Annotated in this window: 19 protein-coding genes and 2 pseudogenes; 5 read left to right on the top strand and 16 right to left on the bottom strand. The window is 64.5% G+C overall.

The features are described 5' to 3' along the window. Window positions 1–39 precede the first annotated feature (39 nt). A complete protein-coding gene (locus AC5RTY_RS08850; RefSeq protein WP_494139397.1) occupies window positions 40–984 on the bottom strand; it encodes a hypothetical protein in 945 nt (314 codons plus the stop codon). A 1,071-nt stretch (window positions 985–2,055) separates the two neighbouring features. Here AC5RTY_RS08850 and AC5RTY_RS08845 point away from each other — a divergent pair. Beyond that, window positions 2,056–2,370: a hypothetical protein gene (locus AC5RTY_RS08845; RefSeq protein ID WP_494139396.1), complete on the top strand. Its 315-nt coding sequence runs from the start codon at window positions 2,056–2,058 to the stop codon at window positions 2,368–2,370. 251 nt (window positions 2,371–2,621) lie between these two features. On the opposite strand, the gene AC5RTY_RS08840 is transcribed toward AC5RTY_RS08845, so the two are convergent. Then, window positions 2,622–3,479 (bottom strand): DUF4062 domain-containing protein, encoded by an 858-nt coding sequence (locus AC5RTY_RS08840; RefSeq protein WP_494139395.1) that lies wholly within the window; start codon window positions 3,477–3,479, stop codon window positions 2,622–2,624. A gap of 217 nt (window positions 3,480–3,696) precedes the next feature. Here AC5RTY_RS08840 and AC5RTY_RS08835 point away from each other — a divergent pair, with 217 nt between their 5' ends. Beyond that, on the top strand, window positions 3,697–4,680 hold the full coding sequence (locus AC5RTY_RS08835; RefSeq protein ID WP_494139394.1) for a DUF2971 domain-containing protein: 984 nt from the start codon (window positions 3,697–3,699) through the stop codon (window positions 4,678–4,680). A gap of 557 nt (window positions 4,681–5,237) precedes the next feature. Here the strand turns inward: AC5RTY_RS08835 and AC5RTY_RS08830 are convergent. Next, window positions 5,238–6,590: a hypothetical protein gene (locus tag AC5RTY_RS08830; protein WP_494139393.1), complete on the bottom strand. Its 1,353-nt coding sequence runs from the start codon at window positions 6,588–6,590 to the stop codon at window positions 5,238–5,240. A gap of 318 nt (window positions 6,591–6,908) precedes the next feature. Between AC5RTY_RS08830 and AC5RTY_RS08825 the strand changes: the two genes are divergently transcribed. Beyond that, entirely contained in the window at window positions 6,909–7,040 is a 132-nt protein-coding gene (locus AC5RTY_RS08825; RefSeq protein WP_494139392.1) for a hypothetical protein, read from the top strand. A 178-nt stretch (window positions 7,041–7,218) separates the two neighbouring features. On the opposite strand, the gene AC5RTY_RS08820 is transcribed toward AC5RTY_RS08825, so the two are convergent. Continuing rightward, window positions 7,219–7,593, bottom strand: coding sequence for a hypothetical protein (locus tag AC5RTY_RS08820; protein ID WP_494139391.1), 375 nt, complete (start codon window positions 7,591–7,593; stop codon window positions 7,219–7,221). 146 nt (window positions 7,594–7,739) lie between these two features. Continuing rightward, window positions 7,740–8,006, bottom strand: a pseudogene (locus AC5RTY_RS08815) (CpaF family protein); the annotation flags it as partial. Window positions 8,007–8,211: 205 nt separating this feature from the next. Between AC5RTY_RS08815 and AC5RTY_RS08810 the strand changes: the two are divergent. Continuing rightward, window positions 8,212–9,117 (top strand): 6TM ABC transporter family protein, encoded by a 906-nt coding sequence (locus tag AC5RTY_RS08810; protein ID WP_494139390.1) that lies wholly within the window; start codon window positions 8,212–8,214, stop codon window positions 9,115–9,117. Window positions 9,118–9,258: 141 nt separating this feature from the next. On the opposite strand, the pseudogene AC5RTY_RS08805 reads toward AC5RTY_RS08810, so the two are convergent. The 7 genes and pseudogenes from AC5RTY_RS08805 to AC5RTY_RS08775 all read right to left on the bottom strand — a co-directional run. Further along, window positions 9,259–9,420, bottom strand: a pseudogene (locus AC5RTY_RS08805) (hypothetical protein); the annotation flags it as partial. After that, window positions 9,420–9,761: a hypothetical protein gene (locus AC5RTY_RS08800; protein ID WP_494139389.1), complete on the bottom strand. Its 342-nt coding sequence runs from the start codon at window positions 9,759–9,761 to the stop codon at window positions 9,420–9,422. The pseudogene AC5RTY_RS08805 and the gene AC5RTY_RS08800, both read right to left, overlap by 1 nt. A gap of 179 nt (window positions 9,762–9,940) precedes the next feature. Beyond that, on the bottom strand, window positions 9,941–10,285 hold the full coding sequence (locus tag AC5RTY_RS08795) for a TadE family protein (protein ID WP_494139388.1): 345 nt from the start codon (window positions 10,283–10,285) through the stop codon (window positions 9,941–9,943). 106 nt (window positions 10,286–10,391) lie between these two features. Next, window positions 10,392–10,619, bottom strand: a complete 228-nt coding sequence (locus AC5RTY_RS08790) for a hypothetical protein (protein ID WP_494001279.1) — start codon at window positions 10,617–10,619, stop codon at window positions 10,392–10,394. A gap of 53 nt (window positions 10,620–10,672) precedes the next feature. Continuing rightward, on the bottom strand, window positions 10,673–11,614 hold the full coding sequence (locus AC5RTY_RS08785) for a type II secretion system F family protein (protein ID WP_494139387.1): 942 nt from the start codon (window positions 11,612–11,614) through the stop codon (window positions 10,673–10,675). Continuing rightward, window positions 11,611–12,465 (bottom strand): type II secretion system F family protein, encoded by an 855-nt coding sequence (locus AC5RTY_RS08780; protein WP_494139386.1) that lies wholly within the window; start codon window positions 12,463–12,465, stop codon window positions 11,611–11,613. Before AC5RTY_RS08780 ends, AC5RTY_RS08785 begins: the two co-directional genes overlap by 4 nt. Then, a complete protein-coding gene (locus tag AC5RTY_RS08775) occupies window positions 12,462–13,688 on the bottom strand; it encodes a TadA family conjugal transfer-associated ATPase (RefSeq protein ID WP_494139385.1) in 1,227 nt (408 codons plus the stop codon). The genes AC5RTY_RS08780 and AC5RTY_RS08775 overlap by 4 nt, the downstream gene beginning before the upstream one ends. Window positions 13,689–13,896: 208 nt before the next feature. On the opposite strand from AC5RTY_RS08775, the gene AC5RTY_RS08770 reads away from it, so the two are divergent. After that, window positions 13,897–15,714, top strand: coding sequence for an ABC transporter ATP-binding protein (locus AC5RTY_RS08770; protein ID WP_494139384.1), 1,818 nt, complete (start codon window positions 13,897–13,899; stop codon window positions 15,712–15,714). A 47-nt stretch (window positions 15,715–15,761) separates the two neighbouring features. Here the strand turns inward: AC5RTY_RS08770 and AC5RTY_RS08765 are convergent, their stop codons facing one another. From AC5RTY_RS08765 to AC5RTY_RS08750, 4 genes are read right to left on the bottom strand one after another with little or no spacing between them, the layout of a single operon-like run. After that, window positions 15,762–16,745 carry a glycosyltransferase family protein gene (locus tag AC5RTY_RS08765; RefSeq protein ID WP_494139383.1) on the bottom strand — a complete coding sequence of 328 codons (984 nt, stop codon included), beginning with the start codon at window positions 16,743–16,745 and terminating at the stop codon, window positions 15,762–15,764. A gap of 3 nt (window positions 16,746–16,748) precedes the next feature. Then, window positions 16,749–17,885, bottom strand: coding sequence for a glycosyltransferase (locus AC5RTY_RS08760; protein WP_494139382.1), 1,137 nt, complete (start codon window positions 17,883–17,885; stop codon window positions 16,749–16,751). Continuing rightward, window positions 17,878–19,119 (bottom strand): glycosyltransferase, encoded by a 1,242-nt coding sequence (locus tag AC5RTY_RS08755; protein WP_494139381.1) that lies wholly within the window; start codon window positions 19,117–19,119, stop codon window positions 17,878–17,880. Before AC5RTY_RS08755 ends, AC5RTY_RS08760 begins: the two co-directional genes overlap by 8 nt. Further along, a complete protein-coding gene (locus AC5RTY_RS08750; RefSeq protein ID WP_493979108.1) occupies window positions 19,116–19,499 on the bottom strand; it encodes a DUF2304 domain-containing protein in 384 nt (127 codons plus the stop codon). Before AC5RTY_RS08750 ends, AC5RTY_RS08755 begins: the two co-directional genes overlap by 4 nt. Window positions 19,500–19,501 lie beyond the last annotated feature (2 nt).

Raw genomic sequence — 19,501 nt, 5'->3', positions numbered from 1 at the left:
GCTCGGCGCTGGAACGAGTGGCGACACGAATAGGGAGGGTTACGGCTTGTAGCTGAGTAAAAAGTCCCTTGCTTGCGGTGACGTCATCCGAACCCGCATGGGGCCAAGAACACTGTCAATTAGCACGCAATCCTCATCGTCGATCAGGCCCAGCCCGCGATAAAAGTCGTAGGGGAAAGTGTCAGCTTTGTCGTGCTGCTCCTCCCTCGCGGGCTGAGGTTGCTGTTGAGCCTGGCCACGTTCCTGCGCAGGTTGCTGAGCTTGCTGCCGCTCCCATTGCCGCCGCCTTGACTCTTCTTCACATGCTGCCTGCTGCTGAGCCTGGCGCGCTTGTTCCCAAGCCAAGTACTCGTCCCGTTCCGCACGCTGCTTCTCCTGATGTTGCTCGTACCACTGAACGCCCATGGCCAGAAGCGATGTGGGTTGCTGCACACGTTCGGGCATGTGCATCGGAACGTCAGGGTTCATGAGAAGGACAAGCTTCCCCTCCTCAGCGTTGAACCGGTAAGACGACGCAGCCCCTGCCCCACCCCGGTCGCGGTAAGTGTGGGATAGGTTTTCGACGATGCGCTTTGCTACAGCCTCTGACATAGGGTGATAGGTTTCCACCTTTATTTCAATCCGGTCAGGGATACTGGCTGACTCCCACAATGATTGGAAATTTAGGGATAGCTGAGGGACTACTGCCAACTGCGAGGACAGACCGCTTCGGCCGAGGGTCCGAAACACTTCGAGACAAGCTTCAGACTGGCGGTGCTCCGGGCTGTTTTCACCTACGATTGTCCCCTTGAGAATGCCTTCGTGGATTCGGGACGTGTCGAAAGCCCACGCTTTTCGAGGTTTAGGGGCGTTGTCGCGAGCGATCCGGCTGAAGGTACTATCCCAGCCCGTGGCAAGAAAACCAGCTGGGTTTAGTTGGGTCCCATGCACAGCAAAGCCATTTATCCGGCCATCCCAGGAGCCTGTATAAACCTCCACAGGCACTCTCTCTCCTTGTCGAAGCACATTAGGATGGGGCATCCCAAAATGGAAATATGAAGAACGGTAAAACCGCACCAACTCAGCTTTGCCCTTGTCATACCGACTGCCAATCCTGAACATGCGACCTTCCCCCCGTGAAAACGTTTACTCTTGATATTCGTCGATGCTATCCTCCCACCAGCAACCATCAGCTTGGCTTGGTACCAGAGCCACGGTCTAGCAGCCATTGCACGTTGCTTTCGACATCCATCAAAGACGTCATTGGCCTGCAGTCGTACGGCCCGATTTACCGCTTGAGCCTTCACCCCGCCGCCCGCTTGCCCAAGCATCTCGCGCGGCTGAAAGGCCCGTCCGTCTTATATTCCGAACTGGCTACCCCAACGAGCCATAAAGCTGTCATAGACCGCTATGGAGTCCTCCCCAACCGTGGCGTCTGGCAATTCCTCGATCTGGCTCCCAGCAGGATCAAGCCGTCGGACGCAGTACGCGGATGGACACTCACCGTGTCCGGATCAAAGATTCGCGCCGAGCCTTGCGTGTGTGGACGCAGAATCACATGGAACCTGCTCCGGATGAAGTCGCGCTTCTCGTCAATCGGCAGCGTCAAACATTCCGAGAACTGGCGGTCCGCCTCGCCGACCTCCTTACCCCTGTCCCTGAGCGGACCCACAGCAGGTCGGGAGGCTCTGCCGAGTTGCTCCAGCGGCTGCGTTCGGTCGTGACATGTGTCAGCCAGAAAGTTGGAATCGGAGGGTGAAACTCGTGTTCGACTGATTGCAACTCGTGGGCCTTGTCTTACTTCTGGCCACGCTTGACCTGACTCCCTAGCGAACTCGACGCGTCTGCGGCAGACCTTCGAGGCGTATCTGGTCAGTCGCAGCGAGTCCAGTATTGCTTCCATCTGTGGCTACAGGCTTCACCGCCGTTATATTGGTGGCCGGTGCGAGAGCCGTATCGGACGCCGGACGACTGCACTTTTCGATCAAATATGGCTGACAGAATCAGTTGTGACCAGAAACTTCACGAATGCTCACAGAGAAGCGAGTTCTGAAAGACGGCGGGTACGCTCACTCCATGACCGCGAACAGCACTCGAACAGAAACCATTGACGAAAAGCTTCTGGCCACTCTGCGCAAGAACGGGCACGTAGCTTTGGCGACCGGAACCGAGCTTCAGTTCTCAGACCACAAAGTCCAAAGCTTTCAGGGTGCAGCCGCACGTGCCAGGGATGAAATCTCTCACAGGGCTAACAACTTTCTAGGCACGGATACATACCCGTCGAACGCTGCAAATGGCGCAGAAGATGCTGCCTTCGCAATCCAGACCCTCGAACAAGCCATTTCGGACCTGCGAAAGATAATTGCGCGGCTGCAAGACGACGATAAGTAGACTGGCCGATCCAGCAGCGGGGGCGGTCGGCTTCGTCGTCGTACTCATTGCCTCGCTAGATAGACACACCGCTGCCGGTCACGGGGGGCACTCCAAAGGGTTGCGCCGGCACTATCAGGATCCACGGAAACTGTTCACCGATGCCGCAGAGGCACCTTGGACCTGCGCTTAGGCGTCAGCCCGTTCTCTGGCAACCAGCCGTGCCCGAGCGTCGGACAAGTCGATGAGACCTGTCGTGGTCCGAAAGTACGTCAGCCGACGTGGAATTCGTCCGACTTCTCCTGGCCTTCCTCGGTCCAGAACAGGCGGACCATGGGTTTCCCCTCGCCGCCCATCATAATTACCGGGACGGTCCGCATCTGACCGCGATGGATGGTAGTCGGTCCGTCGTCACCGCCCGCCAGGATCATCCCCGCTTCCGGGTTCGCGACCTCGATTCTGAAATCCTTCGCGTCTTGGTCGCCTTGATTGGTAATTTCCAGCCAGTGCCGCGTGGTGTACTGCGGATTTCCCTGCTTGTTGGTCTTCTTGAACTCACGCTCCCGGCGGGGCTGCACGAGAAGGTCCACGCCGGTGTTACGCTTAGGCGTTCCTGGGGTACCCAGGTCCATCTCCGCCAAGTCGTGTTCGATGGCCTTCCATACTTCATAGTTCAGTTCGCTCGGTGTGGTGAATTCCCCGAGCAGGCTCTTCTTCTGTAGGGCGTCCTTAAACTTGCGTACGGCGCCAAGCTGCTCGAGGTCCACGTCGTTGGCCACTGGGCCCTTGGAGAAGTAGACGTGCACATGCTTGCCTTGCTGTTGGGCACGTTCGATTTCTTCGACGGTGCCGGATATGGCCTCGCCGGTGGGGCTGCCCAAGCGGCTGCCGAATAGTGCGAAAACGATGTCGGACTGGTCAACGCCTTGGGTATTTATGAGCGCTTGGGGGCGGTCTCCCATGGTGGGGACCGCGTTGTCCTCCCAGCGCCACGGCAGTAGCACGATCTGCCGGTTGCGCGCGTGGGCCACGTTCCAGCTGCGGATGGCGTCTTCCACGGCATCACGGGCATCGGGCATGTCGGATGGGGACGCGATCATCACGGTTACGGCGTGTGCGGTGTAGGTCATGTCCACATCGTAAATTCCCTGTCAGGAGCCGATTGGGTCGTTCGCCCTGAGCCGATTGGGGGCGAGCGCGCTTCGTCGTCGTGGACAACGTATAGGTCCTTTCACGCGGATTCGTTCCGGCTGCTCGATCCTGGCGCGTCGTAATGATCGGATTACCCGCCTTCCGTGAGGCAGACAGCTACACTAAACCGGTCTCCTGAAAGGTATTTATACGTTCATGGATAGTCCTGTACAGCTTCATTCACGTTGGCTCTCCGAGGAAGCCGCTGTAGAAGCAGTTCGCCGCATGGCGCAAGACGCAAACCGGCTTGCTAATTTTCCAAAATCAACAATCCCGGTGCTGGAACCGGATCAGCGCTACCCAGCCGGGATCACCTCTGGAACAGCATGGCACTACACCGGGTTGACAGGTCTCCGCGGGATCTTGGAAAGCAACTCCCTGTGGGCCTCCAGTTTCAGGTCAATGAACGACCCGGGAGAGATTGCATACGGACTTGAGGTCCTCAGGGAGGCATGGACTGCATGCCCGAAGGGCGCCGTCAATGCCCGGGCGGTTGAACACTTCCACCACCTCCTGGATTTTGAGGCTTTGGCGACGGCATTCCATCATGTACACCTGCTGTCCGCCTGCCGGAACGGGGACAACCTGTCCCAATGGCGCTCCTACGCGGGTACCGATGGGTTCAGCATCGGTTTGGACACCCAGTTCCCGTTGACGGCGGATCCGCGGGGTGCCATCGTCAGCTCGCCGGAGATCTGGGACTTTTCCTGGGTCAAGGTGATCTATCAGCGGAACGTGCAGTTGGCTCGGGCGACGCACTTCCTGCGCGGCATAATGACCAGCCTCCCGGCTGCTTCTCAAACGATCGATCCTGCCCAGGTCGTGGCCAACCAGCTGTTGACAATCCTTCAGGTGGCCAGCTTCAAGCACCCGGCCTACGAGGACGAGCGGGAACTTCGCACGACGCTCATGCTGTCAGGAGTCCAGCCCCGAACACGTGCGTCGGCGCAGGGCCCGATCCCTTATGTACCGCTGATCTTCATGAGCCCCGGTGCTATTACAGTAGAGAAGCTGCCCATCACGGCCATACGCCTTGGCCCGACAGCCTCCGCCGAGCAGGAGTACGCCGCCCGCCAACTCATGGATGAGTGCGGATACAAGACCGTTCCCCTGATTCCCTCCGATATTCCGTACCGGTAGAAGGACGCGGCCCTAGGATCGATAGGTGCGTAGTGTCACCGCCGGCTTCCACCCGCAACTGCTCTGACAACAGGATCCGGGCAACAGGCATGGAGTTCGGCTCTTGACACGCGGATGCGCGGACTTCAGCAGCTCCCGAGGACCGCCCCCCCCCCCCCCCGTAACCGGCAGCCAAGTCGTAGCCATCTCGATCACGGGTTCGGGCCAACTGTTGCCTTCGAGCCACTCCTTCGCTCTCACGACCAGCCGGCCTTGACCTCATTCAAAGACTCTTCCGCATGGCCTGCGGCCAGCCGGGTGAGCCGTCGGCCAGCTTCGACCGCTGCAGCCTCAGGAGGGACAGCCGTCCCAAGTCCCATTGATCATTCAAGGTCGGGTGAGGTTGGGCGATCCGCTCCGTTATGGGACGGCGGCTGTGTATCACGTGCCTGCTGCTGGCTCGACGCCTATGACCTCGTGGCGTTCACCAGCCAGCAAGCTGCAAAGCAGTCCAGTACCGGAACCGGTAATTGGCGCAGAAACGGGACGGGCTGAGAGCCCGCTGGTCAAATTCGAGTCTAGGTCTTATTGAGCCCTTCGAAGTCAACGTCATGTGCGTCCGAAACAGCAAAACGTCCGGTAGCTCCGATCAGTAACTTCCGGGCTTCTGCGGCAGTCACTCGTCCGGACTTGAATCTCCTGTGCAATCGGAAAAGCTCGACCGTGTCCACGACGAGTCCTGAGATGCCGTCTGCAAAGGCATCAACATCGTCATCTTTGCCGTGCAGGGCGGGCTGGCGACTTCCCGGATCATGTCGCAAGAACTGGTTGACGATGTACCAGTTGGCTGAAGGTGGGGTGCCGTTCTCCTGGGTGTATCGAGCGTTGAATCGAAGGAACTGGGTAAGAGCCGCGGTAGTAGCACCTTTCGTGTACCCCTTCACCTCAACAAGGCATACCCATCCAGGTTCTGTCTCCACCCGCAGGCGCAGGTCTTCCAAGTGATCTCCCGGGCCAGCGGACAGATCTCGGTTTTCGACTTGGAAGCCAAGTTCCTCTAACGCCTTGGCGACAGCCATCACGAGGGGCTCGGACTGCGTGGTTAGCAGAGCACGCTCGAAGTGATCTGCCTCTGTTCGTGCCTGTTCGCGTTGTTCGGTCAGCTTTTGGAGCAGGTGATTATGCTCAGCTGCAAGCTTTTCGAAGGCTGTTACTTCGTTAGCAATTTTCTCATCTAGCTGTCGCTCCCTGAGAGTTGTCCATGCTTCTTCGTGCGACCAGTCCGGGAGTCCCGGAAAGCGTTGGGGGTCAATTTTGTTCCATTCAGCCAGAGCGGCCTTCACCCACGGCAAGAGGTCAGGGGTGTCAGAAGGTAGAAACCATGCCTCCGAAGCATCGCTTCTTGCGAATTTGCCCGCCAGGAACTTGTCGTCTCCCGTTAGGAGGAATGGGTGTAACTCAGGCGGGCTGTTTTTCGTAGCTCCAAGACCGCCCGATGATGGGTGGCCATACCCAAACACGGTGTGGATTCCTCCGCGGTTCTTGACCGTCGGCTCAAGGCCCTCGTGGGCCAATTTTGCGATGGTGTGCGGTAGATCCTGGACTCTCTTGAGCTCATTGGAAATGTGCCCGGGCCAGTGTTTTATGGATCGTGACCAGCTGTACCCCTCTGCGATCGCCCCCTCCCAGATCTTGCTAGGAGCCACATAGATGACCGCAAGATGTTCATCCAGCATCGAAAAGGGTGAACTCGTTATTACGAAATCAAATTCAGCCTGACGGACTTCCGATAGCTGCTCCTTATAGACAACCGTGGGGACAAGCTCCTGTAGGCGCGCGATCTCCTCGTCCCGGATCTTCGGTCCAAGAAGCAGTAAACGTGGCCTGGGCGCAGTGTTGATCAGCACCGTATTCATCGGGTCCTCTTTCATGGCAATGGGTTCCTGATAATGATAGGTGCGACAGAATCGGCATTCATAGATGGGAGAATGCGTCAAGAACGGACAGGCCCTCTGGGCGGATTAGCGTAAGCGGCCACTGTGCTCTGGGAAGATGCTGGTAGAGGGCCAACCGCAACGGGAGAACTACATCTTGACTTCGACTAGTGAGCTTGCCATGGCGCGGGCTCGTATCACCCGCGCGCGAGACAACGTCAACGTGTTTGCCGATGTCTTGAGACGTTACCTAGAGCAGCGTCCTGCAAAACTCATAGTGGACATAAATGACCAGGGCCAAGGTGCAATACGGGTGTGACCCTGGGATCCATCACGGGAACCGTGATCGGCGGTCTCCTGCTCGGTGTCATCCCCAGCCTCGTCCTGATCCCACTGCTTGTGCTGCTCGTCGTCCTGTCCTCAATCAAACTCTGGAACCACAACTAACACGTCAGGCCCCCGCCCTCTAACGCCGGGGGCTGGGGCCGAGCAACCCAGTCCACGATCGCCTTGACCTCATCGGGGCTGGAGAGGAACCTTTCGGCACCGGGGGCATCAGCAAGCTGCAGGCCCCTGAGGGAGAGGATGGCATGCAATGTCTGTTCTAGTTTGCGGGGTGTGTCTGTCAGCCGGGTATAAGCGACCACGGGGGCCTCGGGCATGGCGGTGCCCCGTTGGTTCGCCATCCGGATATGGGAATCGTCATCCCGACTTTCACCGGCCACCGTGCTTCTTTCCTGAGGTCGGCCAGTTCCTTGTAGCTGGGGAAGTAGTAAACGTAGACACATCCGGACCCCTTTCCCTCGTTGGTTCCTTCATTGGCTACTTCGAGTTCCCCTGCAGGGTTTGTCCCGGGATCAAAACCGGTCTCCAGACCGGCCGGGTCGGGCCCTTCTCGCCAGCGCCACCAGCCGGGTATGTCGGCCGGTTCGATCAGCCCAGTGTGCGCCAGGATGGTTCCGGCCTTCCGGATCAGCAATGTGAAGGCCGTTTCGTCCATTCGATGTGAGCCACCCCGCGGTGCAACCTGGGCACCGCGGGGTGGCTGTACAGCTACGCTGCGCCACCTAGGTCCAGTTGAACTACCGTAATCGGCTTGTGGAACCCAAAGCCGATACGACAGAGCTATATAAATACAGTCTTTACAGGAGAGTTGATTAAGATTTCTTCGATCGAGCGGTCGTCCAACAGCGGTTGCAACGCACCGAATCCGGCCACGGCGTCAAAAACGTACTTGCGCGTGTCGTCCAGGTGTCCGAGCGGCGGAGGAGACCCCAGCAAGGACCGTTCGTCGTAGTCAGTCACAGCGGCTTCGACCAGCCGTCGGACCTCCGGACCTTGGCGGACGGGGTCCAAACCGCGTTGGCGGATCAGCTCACGGACCTCCCCCTCTACGAGCCGGATGCCCTCCATCCCTTCTCCCCCCTCAGAGTTGGGGCGCAACCCCCGCCGCGCGAAGCTGAGACTAGCGGCCGGGTGTCCACCGACCCTAGCGGCCGGTCTTCGGACCGGCCAGCCCCCGCACCCCGATGTGGAAAAACCTTCCCATCTTCGATCCGCCACTGGCCAGCAGCCCTCGCAGGTGATAGGGGCGCGATGGAATAGGCTGAGGGGCAGTATGAAAAGCATCCTCGACGTTCTTGTGCCGCTGCTGCGTACCCTGCCCGAGGGCAGCCGGCGTTTCCTGACCGGCTATGGCGCGGCGTCGGCGGCGCTGGCCCTGCTGGACGTCGTCGCCCTGGGGCTGATCGCCGCGCTCCTGCCGGCCCTGGTGGGCAGCTCCGACGCCGAGCTGCCCCTCGTAGGCAACGTCGCCGAAAACGGGCTGGCCCTGCCGCTGCTGGCGTTCATCTGCCTGCTGATCGTGCTCAAGGGACTGCTGGCCGTCCTGCTGCTGCGCTTCGCCACCAAGCGCTTTGCCCGGCACGAGGTGGCCATCGGCGACCGCCTCTTCGCCGCCTACCTTGCCTCCCCGTGGGAGAAGCGGCTCGGCCGCAATTCGGCCGAGATCGTCCGCTCCGTGGACGTAGGGGTGGGGATCACGGTCTCGGGTGTCCTGATGCCGGCGATGAGCCTGTTCGGCGAGCTGGGCACCCTGGTGGCCGTCGTCGTCGTACTTTTCGTGGCCCAGCCGCTGATCGCGGTGGTGACGATGATCTACCTGGGCCTGGTGGCGCTGCTGCTGGCCAAGGTGATCTCCCCGCTTGCCGTGGCCATCGGCCGGGAAAACCGCGAATGGTCCAACCGCACCGCCAAGACCCTGTACGAGGCGCTGGGCGCCCTCAAGGAAATCACCCTGGCAGGGCGAGAGGTTTGCCCGTCCCGGTCAGCGCCTGAGTTCCGAGCGCGCGTCGCTGGAAACGGTAATCGGTATACCGGCCGGAACGAGGAAATTGACCACCGGCGGCCGGACGACCGCGCTCAACACCACGTGCGCCGTGCGCTGCTCCGGGGAGCCTGTGTCGCCGCCTACGGTCAACTGGTCAAACCTCCCGTACGCACCCGTGTCGGACAGATACCGTGAGACGGATCCCCTCACGGAACCGTCGTCCAGCGTCGGCACCGGCACCCCCGAGGCCGTCTCGACGTCGGCCAGGGCGAAAGTGTCCGCGGCAGCCATCGCGGCCCCATCCGCAACGGACAGCAGCTTCTTCCGTTCGACATACACGGCGGAGGCCCCCATCACCACGGTCAGGATCAACAGGCTTAGCAACACGAAGCCGATGAGCAGAACCAGCACCTGGCCCTGATCGTCGGTCCCGTCCTTTCGGCTTCCAGTGCCGTTGGTGCAACGGGCACTCCGGGCGCCTGAAGGTCTTTCGGGCATCATCGGTAGCGTTCCACTATTTGGGTCGCCGAGGAGTTCACCGTCGCCATGGTGAGTCCCGTGCCGTCCAGCAACGGCAGCGGGATCGAAATCTCGACATCCGTGGTGACCCAGGACCCCGCTTCCAAACAGCCTCCGTTTCCGCAGCTAATCCTGATATCCATACGCTCCGGGCCAAAACCGAAGTCCTCTGCGGCCAAGAGCGCCGCCTGCTGCGCGGCCGGACCAGCAGCTGCGGCCTCGTCCGACCCCGCATACACTTTCGCCGCCTGGTCCGCCGCATTCACGACGGCGAACGACGCGGCCTGCACCTGTGAGACCGCGATGACGAAATAGACCACCGGAACCAGGAGCAGCGTGCCAAGGAAGACGAATTCAACGACGGCGCCCCCCCCGTTCCGGATCCTCTGCCTGCAGGCAGTCCTTCAGCCTCTGCCACAGACCCGTCACCGAGCCCTCCGGCAAGTTTCGGGATGGGTCCGGGCCGCCCCTGAGACCCGGCGCCCCGTGCGGTGCCCCGTCATCGCGGAAGAGCCGCATGCCCGTGGACCTCCAGCGCGCCCTCGGGACCGATCAGTCCGAGCGCAGGCAGCGGAGCCCGGACCGTCACCCGTAACGTGGGGACGCCGGACCGGACGATTTCTTCAACCTGGACATCTTGACCGTACTCATCGGTCAGCGAAGCAGAGATCAAGTCAACGGTCCTCTCGCGCGCGTCGGCGGCGCCTCGATCGGCCAAGGTCCCGTAGCGGGCACCGGACCCCGCGGCGTCGATAAGCGTGTTGCGTACATGCAGGACCAGGCTCAGCTGCATGATCGACACGAATATCAGGGTGAGGACCCCGCCAACCAGCACGAAGTCCACGCTCGCAGAGCCTCGGTCGGAACCGTCCCGGTCCCGGTTGGAACTGCTGCCGAGGCGGGAAGCGGTGGACGGCCGAACTCCGCGGGCACGGTCGCTCGATCCCACGTCAGGGCTGGGTCACGCGGCCGATGGCGTCATTGAACAGTCCTTCCAGAGCCGGCTTGGCCAGCGCCAGGATGCCGGCCACGAGCACGGCCGACATCAAGGTGATCATCACCCACCCCGGCACATCTCCGCGTTCGCCATCTTCGGCCTGCGCCGCGCGTCGCAATCGATCCAGACCTCCGCTCCACAGCAGCGAAATCGTGACGGTGAACATGAGCGGGAGTTTCATCATGGTTTAGTTCCTTCCCTTTTACCCCCAGTGAGAATTTCCATCGGTGGACTTCACCAGCCGAGATTGATCAGCGCCAGGCCCGGATACACGGCGAACAGCACGGTCAGCGGCAAGACCCCGAAAACCAGGGGCACCATCATGCCGATTTCCTTCTTTCCGGCCGACTCCATCAGGTTCCGCTTCGCCATGTCGCGGACGTCCTGGGCCTGCGCCCGCAGGACGTCCGCCAGCGGAGTTCCACGCTCGACGGCAACCGTGATCCCGTCGACGAACCGCACCAGCGCTGGCACGCGGGTGCGGTGTGAAAAGTCGTGCAACGCCGCCAGCATCGGCGTACCGGATCGCGTTTGTGCGAGCACCACTGCAAATTCACCGGCGAGTTCGCCCTGCGCGCTGCGGCAGATCCTCTCAAGTGCTCCCGTTGCGCTCTCTCCAGCGCTGACCGCAAGTGCCATCAACTCCGCCAGGCTGGGAAATTCCGCCAGCATCTTTTCCTCACGGCGTCGAATTTGGACGCTCAAAAGATAATCCCGCAGCATGAACCCGCCCACTGCCAGGCCCAAGGTGACAATCACAGCAAGCACCGGATCCAGCGAATTTCCTGCCGCCGAAGTGATCGTCCACGCAATACCGATGACAAGTCCCGCCGCCGCCCACAGCAATTGTTCGGCGCGAAAATCGACGGTTCCCTGTCTGCGTCCGGCCTGCAGCAACCGCTTGGACAACAAGGTGGAACCGAAATTGAACTTTCCAAGCCAGGTGACCGAGTCACGGAGCACCGGGCGAAAAATCCGTTCCAGGGGGCCAAACGGGGTGATGTTTCCCGGTCCGCCGTCGAGCAGCCGCGACTTCATCTCGATCGACCTCAATTGAGGGGCGATCCGTTCCGCGAAGCGCCTGCGGCGGAAGAACGGCAACCGGACTACCGTCAGCCAGAGGCCCACGCCCAACGTGATGCCCAATAGCGCTGCCGTTGCAACTGTGTGATTCACCGGAGCACCCGCTCCTCTTCCGGGAGCAACCCAATGCGCAGCATCAGTCGATAGCACACGATCGACACCACGAGCCCGCCCATCAGGACGGCTGCCCCCACGGTCGTGTTGTAGGCAGCCACAGCTTCCGGCCGGGTAGCCAGCAGCATCAAGATGATCCAAGGGGCAGCAACGGCGAGCCGGGCGGCGTTGACAGTCCAGGATTGGCGGGCCTCCAGTTCGCTGCGCGTCCGAGCGCTGTCGCGGAGGAAATCCGCCAGCGTCCCGAGCAACCTGCCCAAGTCGGTACCGCCGACCTCACGAGTCAAGCGCAGGGCCTCCACGATGCGGTCGGCCACCGGATCGGACAGCCTTGTTTTGAGCCGCTCCAGCGCGTCGTCGAAATTCCCGCCCGCTCGGTAGTCGGAGGCAAATTCGCTGAAGGCCGGCCGCAGCTCCACCGGGCCTCGCGTTCCCAACTGCACCAGCGCCTCGGGCAGCGAGAGTCCTGCCCGGATGGCCGACCGGAGGTGGTCGACGGCGTCCGGCCAGATTTCGCGCAAGACGGCGGCGCGGCGGCGAGCCCTCCAACTCACCAGGGCGAACGGGAGCCATCCCCCGAACAAGCCGAAACAGGCTGCGATGGGACCGGACGCTGCGAGTGCAAACACCATCAGGAAAGTCGCAGCTGCCATTGCCACGCAGCTGGATATAAGCGCAGTCGGCGATACCCTCTCGATGCCTGCCTGGCTGATCATCCGCTGGAGCCGGCCCGGCCGAGTCCGCCGCACTTGCGGGGGCGGTTTTTCCCAGCAGGACCACCAAATCAAAAAGAGCCCCACGCCGCCAAGGAGCCCCGCCGCCGTCGTCACGGCACCGATTCCAACAGCTGCATGACTTCATATCCCGCGCGCGCGAACTTCTCCTCCGCGGGGCTGGCAGAAGGACTCACCTCAAGCTGGCCGTCTTGGCGGCTGAACAACGTGGACGTTTCGATAATCCCGTTCTCCACCCGCCGGCCCAGCGAAACTATCTCCGCGACCTGTCTCCTGCCGTCTGGCCGGCGGACGCAATGGACCACAAGGTCGATGCACGATGCCACAGTAGGAACCACGAAGGCGGACGAGATGTTCTGCCCGGCCAGCAGCGGCAGGGTGCAAATCTTGGTGATGGCATCGTGCGCGCTGTTGGCATGGACTGTGCACATCCCCGGTAACCCGCTGTTGAGCGCCACGAGCATGTCAAGGCTTTCGGCTTCCCGGACCTCACCGACGATCAGCCGGTCGGGCCTCATGCGCAGTGCCTCCTTGACCAGCCGCCGCAGCGGTATGGCGCCCTCCCCTTCAAGATTCGGTTGCCGGCACTGCAGCCCCACGACGTCGCGCAGGGGCAGTTGCAGTTCAAAAATCTCCTCCACCGTGACCACCCGCTCCCGGCTGCCGATGGCGGCAGCCAGGCAGTTGAGCATGGTGGTTTTGCCCGCCTGCGTTGCTCCTGACACGAGGATGTTCAGTCCGCTGCTGACTGCCGCTCCCAGGAACCGGGATGCTTCCGGCGTTAGCGAGCCCAATTCCACCAAGTGCTCCAACCGCGAAGCACGGGCGATGAACTTCCTGATGTTGACCGCCCAATGCCGGCGGGTGATGTCCGGAATGACAACATGCAGCCTCGATCCGTCCGGAAGAGCCGCATCTACGAAGGGCGATGACAAGTCCAGGCGGCGCCCGGACGACTTCAACATCCGCTCCACCAGGTCCGCCACCTGCTGCTGGGTGAGCGAGACGGACGTCAGTTCAGATTCGCCGCCTCGGGCTACATAGACCTCGGACGGAGAGTTGATCCAGATTTCTTCGATCGAGCGGTCGTCCAGCAGCGGTTGCAACGGACCGAATCCGGCCACGGCGTCAAAAACGTACTTGCGCGCGGCATCCAAGGGTCCGAGCGGCGGAAGAGATCCCAGCAAGGACCGTTCGTCATAGTCGGTCACCGCGGCTTCCACCAGCCGCCGGACCTCCGGACCTTGCCGGACAGGGTCCAGGCCGCGTTGGCGGATCAGCTCACGGACCTCCCCCTCGACGATCCGGATGCCCTCCATCCCTTCTCCCCCCTCAGAGTTCGGGCGCAACCCCCGCCACGCGAAGCTGAGACTAGCGGTCGGGTGTGTCCACCGACCCTAGCGGCCGGTCTTCGGACCGGCCAGCCCCCGCACCCCGAATGTGGAAAAACCGTCCCATCTTCGATCCGCCACTGGCCAGTAGCCGTCGCGGGTGATAAGAGCGCGATGGAATAGGCTGAGGGACAGTATGAAAAGCATCCTCGACGTTCTTGTGCCGCTGCTGCGTACCCTGCCCGAGGGCAGCCGGCGTTTCCTCACCGGCTATGGCGCAGCGTCGGCTGCACTGGCCCTGCTGGACGTCGTCGCCCTGGGGCTGATCGCCGCGCTCCTGCCGGCCCTTGTGGGCAGCTCCGACGCGGAGCTGCCGCTGGTGGGCAACGTCGCCGAAAACGGCCTGGCCCTGCCGCTGCTGGCGTTCATCTGCCTGCTGATCGTGCTCAAGGGAGTACTGGCCGTCCTGCTGCTGCGCTTTGCCACCAAGCGCTTCGCCCGGCACGAGGTGGCCATCGGCGACCGCCTCTTCGCCGCCTACCTCGCCTCCCCGTGGGAGAAGCGGCTCGGCCGCAACTCGGCCGAGATCGTCCGCTCCGTCGACGTGGGCGTGGGCATCACCGTCTCGGGTGTCCTGATGCCGGCGATGAGCCTGTTCGGCGAACTGGGCACCCTGGTGGCCGTCGTCGTCGTGCTGTTCGTGGCCCAGCCGCTGATCGCGGTGGTGACCATGATCTATCTGGGCCTGGTGGCGCTGCTGCTGGCCAAGGTGATCTCCCCGCGCGCCGTGGCCATCGGCCGGGAAAACCGGGAATGGTCCAACCGCACCGCCAAGACCCTCTACGAGGCCCTGGGCGCGCTCAAGGAAATCACCCTGGCCGGCCGCGGGCCCGAGGTGCAGGAGCAGGTGCACGGCACCCGCACCAAGTCCTCCATAGCGCGCGCCGGCGCCATCCAGATCTCGCAGATCCCGCGCTACGTGCTGGAGACGGCCCTGGTCCTGGGCTTCGCGCTGCTGGGCGGCGTGGGCTACCTGACCGGCGGACCGGCCGGGGCGGTCAGCGCCGTCGGCCTGTTCGCCGTCGCAGGGTTCCGGCTGATCCCCTCGCTGACGCGCATGCAGGCCGTGCAGTCCTCCGTGAATACCAGTGCGTCCTTCGCCCGGCAGATCGTCGAGGACATCCACGAGGGCGAGGCCGAGATGTCGCGGCTGCGCGACGAGCGCCCGCAGCACGAGCTGCCGGACAACGCCGCCGACATCGAGCTGCGGGACGTCGCTTTCAGCTATCCGGATACCGCGGCACCGGCCCTGCATGACGTGAACATCCGGATTCCGGCCGGCAGCCACGTGGCGTTCGTCGGGGCGTCCGGTGCCGGCAAGTCGACAATGGTGGACCTGCTCCTGGGCCTGCTCGAGCCGAGCCGCGGGCGCATCCTTGTGGGCGGCGAACCGATGGAGTTCGTGCTGGATTCCTGGCGGCGGCGCATCGGCTACGTGCCGCAGGAGGTCTCCCTCTTCGACGCCTCGATCGCGCAGAACGTCGCCCTCGCCTGGGACCAGTCCCGGGTGGACCGCGAGCGCGTGACCGTAGCCTTGCGGCGCGCGCAACTACTGGACACGGTGATGGGGCGCGACGGCGGCCTGGACGCCCTGGTCGGCGAGCGCGGCATGGCGCTCTCCGGCGGGCAGCGGCAGCGGCTCGGCATCGCCCGCGCCCTCTACGACAACCCCCGGGTGCTCGTCATGGACGAGGCCACCTCGGCACTCGACACCGCCACCGAGGCGGCGGTGACGACGGCGATCCGGCAGCTGCACGGTGACGTCACCGTCATCACCGTGGCGCACCGCCTGGCCACGATCCGGGACGCCGACATCGTGTTCTTCATGCGCGGCGGAACGGTGGCGGCCGCCGGAACCTTCGACGAGGTGGTGGCCACCGTGCCGGACTTCGCGGAGCAGGCCGCCCTGGCCGGCCTCGGAAAGAGCGGGAAGCCGGTGGAAGAACACCGCTGAGCCCGCGTCCGCCACGGCATCTCCAGGCACCCGCGGAGCCGGCCGGTCTATCCGGCTGCGGCCTCGGCGTAGAGTCTTGCCAGCCGCTGCACCAGGCGTGCCGGGTCGTGGTGTTCCCGGAGCCAGGTGCGGCCGCCCAGGGCCGCGGAGGTGCGGGACGGGTTCCCCAGCGCCGCCGCGGCCGCAGCCGCGAGCGCGTCGGCCGACTCCCCCTGCAGCACGGGAGGCGACCGGTAGTACCCCTCCCCCGGCTGCATCACCACGGGAACCCCGATGCCGATGGCCTGCAGCTCGCTCATGGCCAGGATGCCGGCACTCTGGCCGATCACCACGTGCGCCGACGCGAGCCAGCGCAAGTACCCGGGCTTGGGCATCTTCGGCACCATCACGACGCCGAGCTCCGCCGCCCGGGATGCGCCGCCGCCCCACTCCAGCCCCTGCAGTTCCACCTGGCTGCCGGCGGCAATCTGCAGGGCACGCACCAGCTCCAGCTGCCGCCGGCCGCCCTTGGAGTCATCCCAGCGGGAAGCGAAAACGATCCGCGGCCGCTCGGCCGGCCGCCACTCGGGCAGTTCCTCCAGGTCGACCGGGTTCGGCAGGTACACGGCGTCGGGGCGGGCCGTTTCCGCGTGTTCGCGCAGGTCCGGGGTGGAGTACAGCACCTTCACCGCATGGTCGGCGCCCCACTGCAGCGCGGGCCGGCGGACGGGATCGTAGTACTGGCTGCGGATGTCCGTGCCGTGGAAATGCAGCACGAAGGGCTTGACCGGGCGGGACCGCACCACGCCGATCCGCGACCCGGAGTGCACGTGCAGCAGGTCCGACCGCAGAATAGCGGCCGCCCGCCGGGCCTGCCACACGGCACCGGCGGCCAGCTTCCCCGCCCGGCCCGCGGCCGACGACGCCGCGCCTTCCGGCGGGATGACGTTGAAGTGCCGCCACGGACGCCCCGCCCGCCGACCGTACTTGACCAGGGTGGCCCCGACGTCGGCGGCGTCGTAGATGTGCAGGACGCGCTGTTCTGCCGCCACCGCTCAGGCCTCCTGCCGGGCGAACAGACGGTCCACGGCCTGCTCCCAGCCCTTGATCTGGTGCTCGGAGGACAACTCACGGGCGGCGGCGTGCGCGTTGGCCTTCCACCCGTCCACCAGCTGCGGCGTCAGGGTCTTCAGCACCTCCACCAGGGCCGCGGGCGTGAAGTCGGCGGTGACGGCGCCCAGCCCGTGCCGGCGCAGCAGCGTCTCCATGGCGGGCGAGGGCCCGATGATCAACCCGGTGCGGGCCTGTACCGCCTCGAAGAACTTGTTCGGCAGGGCGTGGGCCAGGTTGAAGTTGGTGGGCGGGATGATGGAGATGGCGACGTCGTATTCGGCCACGGTGTCCACCAGCCGGTCATACGGGACCGGCTCGCGGAACCGCACCCGCGGCAGTTCCTCGCCGAGGGCCTTGAGCTCGGCCACGTAGGCCGGCTCGTTGGGCATCACGATCAGGTCCAGCTCCAGGTGCTCGGGCGCGCCGCGCATGGCCTCCATGATGTCTTCGATCTTGCGGTAGCGCTGTCCGGCGGAGCTGTAGATCATCCGGATCTTCGCGCCGGTGGCCCGCGGCTGCCGGTCCGCGTAGGGGGCGGCGTTGGTGACCACGGAGGCGGCGACCCCGAAGTCTTTGGTGTACTGCTCGGCGATGCCCTCGGCCACCGTGGTCACCGAGCGCACGGCCGGCAGGTAGGTGCGGCAGAGCCAGCGGACGTAGGGGGCGACCAGCGCCCGCCAGGCCGGCTTGTTGAAGTGCTCTTTCGGCGCGAACTCGTGCAGGTCGGCGTGGACGCCGTGGTCGGGTCGCAGGCTCAGCGCCAGCGGGACGGTGTTGGTGTCGTTGGCCAGGACCGCGTCGAAGCGCCGGCCTCCCAGCAGCTTCCGGGCCTGCGCGACAGCGGCGATGTTCCAATACACGTCCACGTAGCGGCGCAGGGCGAGCCGCCGGGGATCGCGCGGCCAGCTGGCCAGCGCGGTGTCCAGCTCGAAGTGCCCGGCGACGCCGTCCGGCGCGGGGCCGTAGCCGCAGGTGAAGACCCGGTACTTATCCTTGAACAGGGTGATCTGCTTGAGCACCCGCGGGTCGCTGCGCAGCGGCGAGAGCGAGAGGACCAGCAGGGAGCGGGAATCAGTCACGGGGCTGCCTTACGTCGGGGCTGGCGGATTCCGGGGCGGCGGAGAAGCCGCTGGCCCCGGCAGGGCGTCCCGCCGCGGCGGCCGGGCCTGCCGGCAGCCGGGCATCGCGCAGCCGCGTATTGCGCAACCGGCAGGCGGCGGTGAACGCGAGCGAGTTCAGGTTGGTCCGCAGCGGGGCTTCGCGCCGGGCGTTGTCCGGCCAGCTCCGGGTGAAGGTGCGCCGCAGCGCGCCGGCGGCCTCCCGCCGTCGTATCTCCGAGGCAAGGTCCGCGGCGGAGGCCGCATCGCGCAGGGCCAGCAGCAGCCGTTCGTCCGGGGCGCCCAGCAGGCGCGGCGCCCCGGGCGCGGCGTTGGTCAGGGAGCGGACGACGGCGGACATCGCCTCCCGGTCCTCGGCTCCCCACGCGAAGCCCGCGCCGCGGCGCAGCGCGGCGCTGATGACGTGGCCGCGCAGCAGCTTCACCGCGATGGCCTCGCGCCGGGCGGCGGGCAGCGACTGGAACCAGTCCCCGGACACCAGCGACTCGACGTCCTGGAACTGGGCGCGCAGCGGCAGCACCGCGGCGGTGACGCGTTCGTCCGCGTCCTGTCCCACCAGGTACGCCGGGGCGTGGGCCGGGTAGGCGATCTTTTCACCGGAGAACCACAGGCGCAGGCCGAATTCCAGGTCCTCCCCGGTGCGCAGCCCTTCGGTCAGCCGCAGGCCCAACCGGCCGACCGCCTCGCGCCGGATCAGTCCCAGGGGTGCCGTCCGGTAGGCCAGGCGGTCGCGGAGCGGATCCACCAGCGGGCCCCTGATCACCCGGGCGCGGGGCGTGAGGACGCGTGCGCCGCCGCGGTAGCGGAGGGGTGCGACGACGGCGACCGCGCCGGTGGCGTGCGCGGCGTCCAGCCAGGCGGACACCGAGCCGGGCTCCAGCGTGTCGTCGGATCCCATGATGCCGACAAATTCTGCCCGGGCCTGGCCCAGCCCGTGGTTGAACGGCCCGGCCGGGGACGGTATCCCGTCGGCCAGTTCCAGCACCCGGACGGTCTCGGGCAGGCCGGCCAACTGCCCGCGCACGGGATTCGGGTCCATGTTGTGGCACACCACCGTGGCGCCGACGCGGCCGGGCGCTGCGGCCAGGACCGAGTCCACGGCGCGGCGGACGGGCCGGTCAGCGGTATGGACGGCGATCACGATCTCGGCTTCCGGACCGCTGTCGTGGCGGCCAAGGTTCTCCGGCACGCTCATGTCCCGCTTCCCGGGGGTGCCGCGTCGCTCGGTCCGGCCACGTCATCCGGCTTGGGCACCTCGTCCAGCGCGATGCGCCGGGCCAGCTTGGTGATCCGCTCCTCGAGTTGCCGGGTGCGCTGGAATGAGCTGGCCATGTAGATCAGGAAGCACACGATCAGCCCGTACAGCACCAGGTCGGTGCCGCGGCCGATGCCCAGCGCATTCGCCACGGCGGTCAGGATGCCCGGGAAGAACACGGACAGCGCGGCCAGGACCGCGAAGAGCATCAGCAGGATGCGGCGCACGGCCTGGTGCCGGGCGTTCTGGCCGCCGCGCATCAGCGCCAGCGCGCCGAGGGCGACGGCCAGGACCAGGACGATTTGGACGACTATGAGCATGG

The sequence above is a fragment of the Arthrobacter sp. Y3224055 genome, from assembly GCF_059090825.1.
Note: the sequence above shows the minus strand (reverse complement) of the source record. Positions and strands in the feature narration are given on the sequence as shown.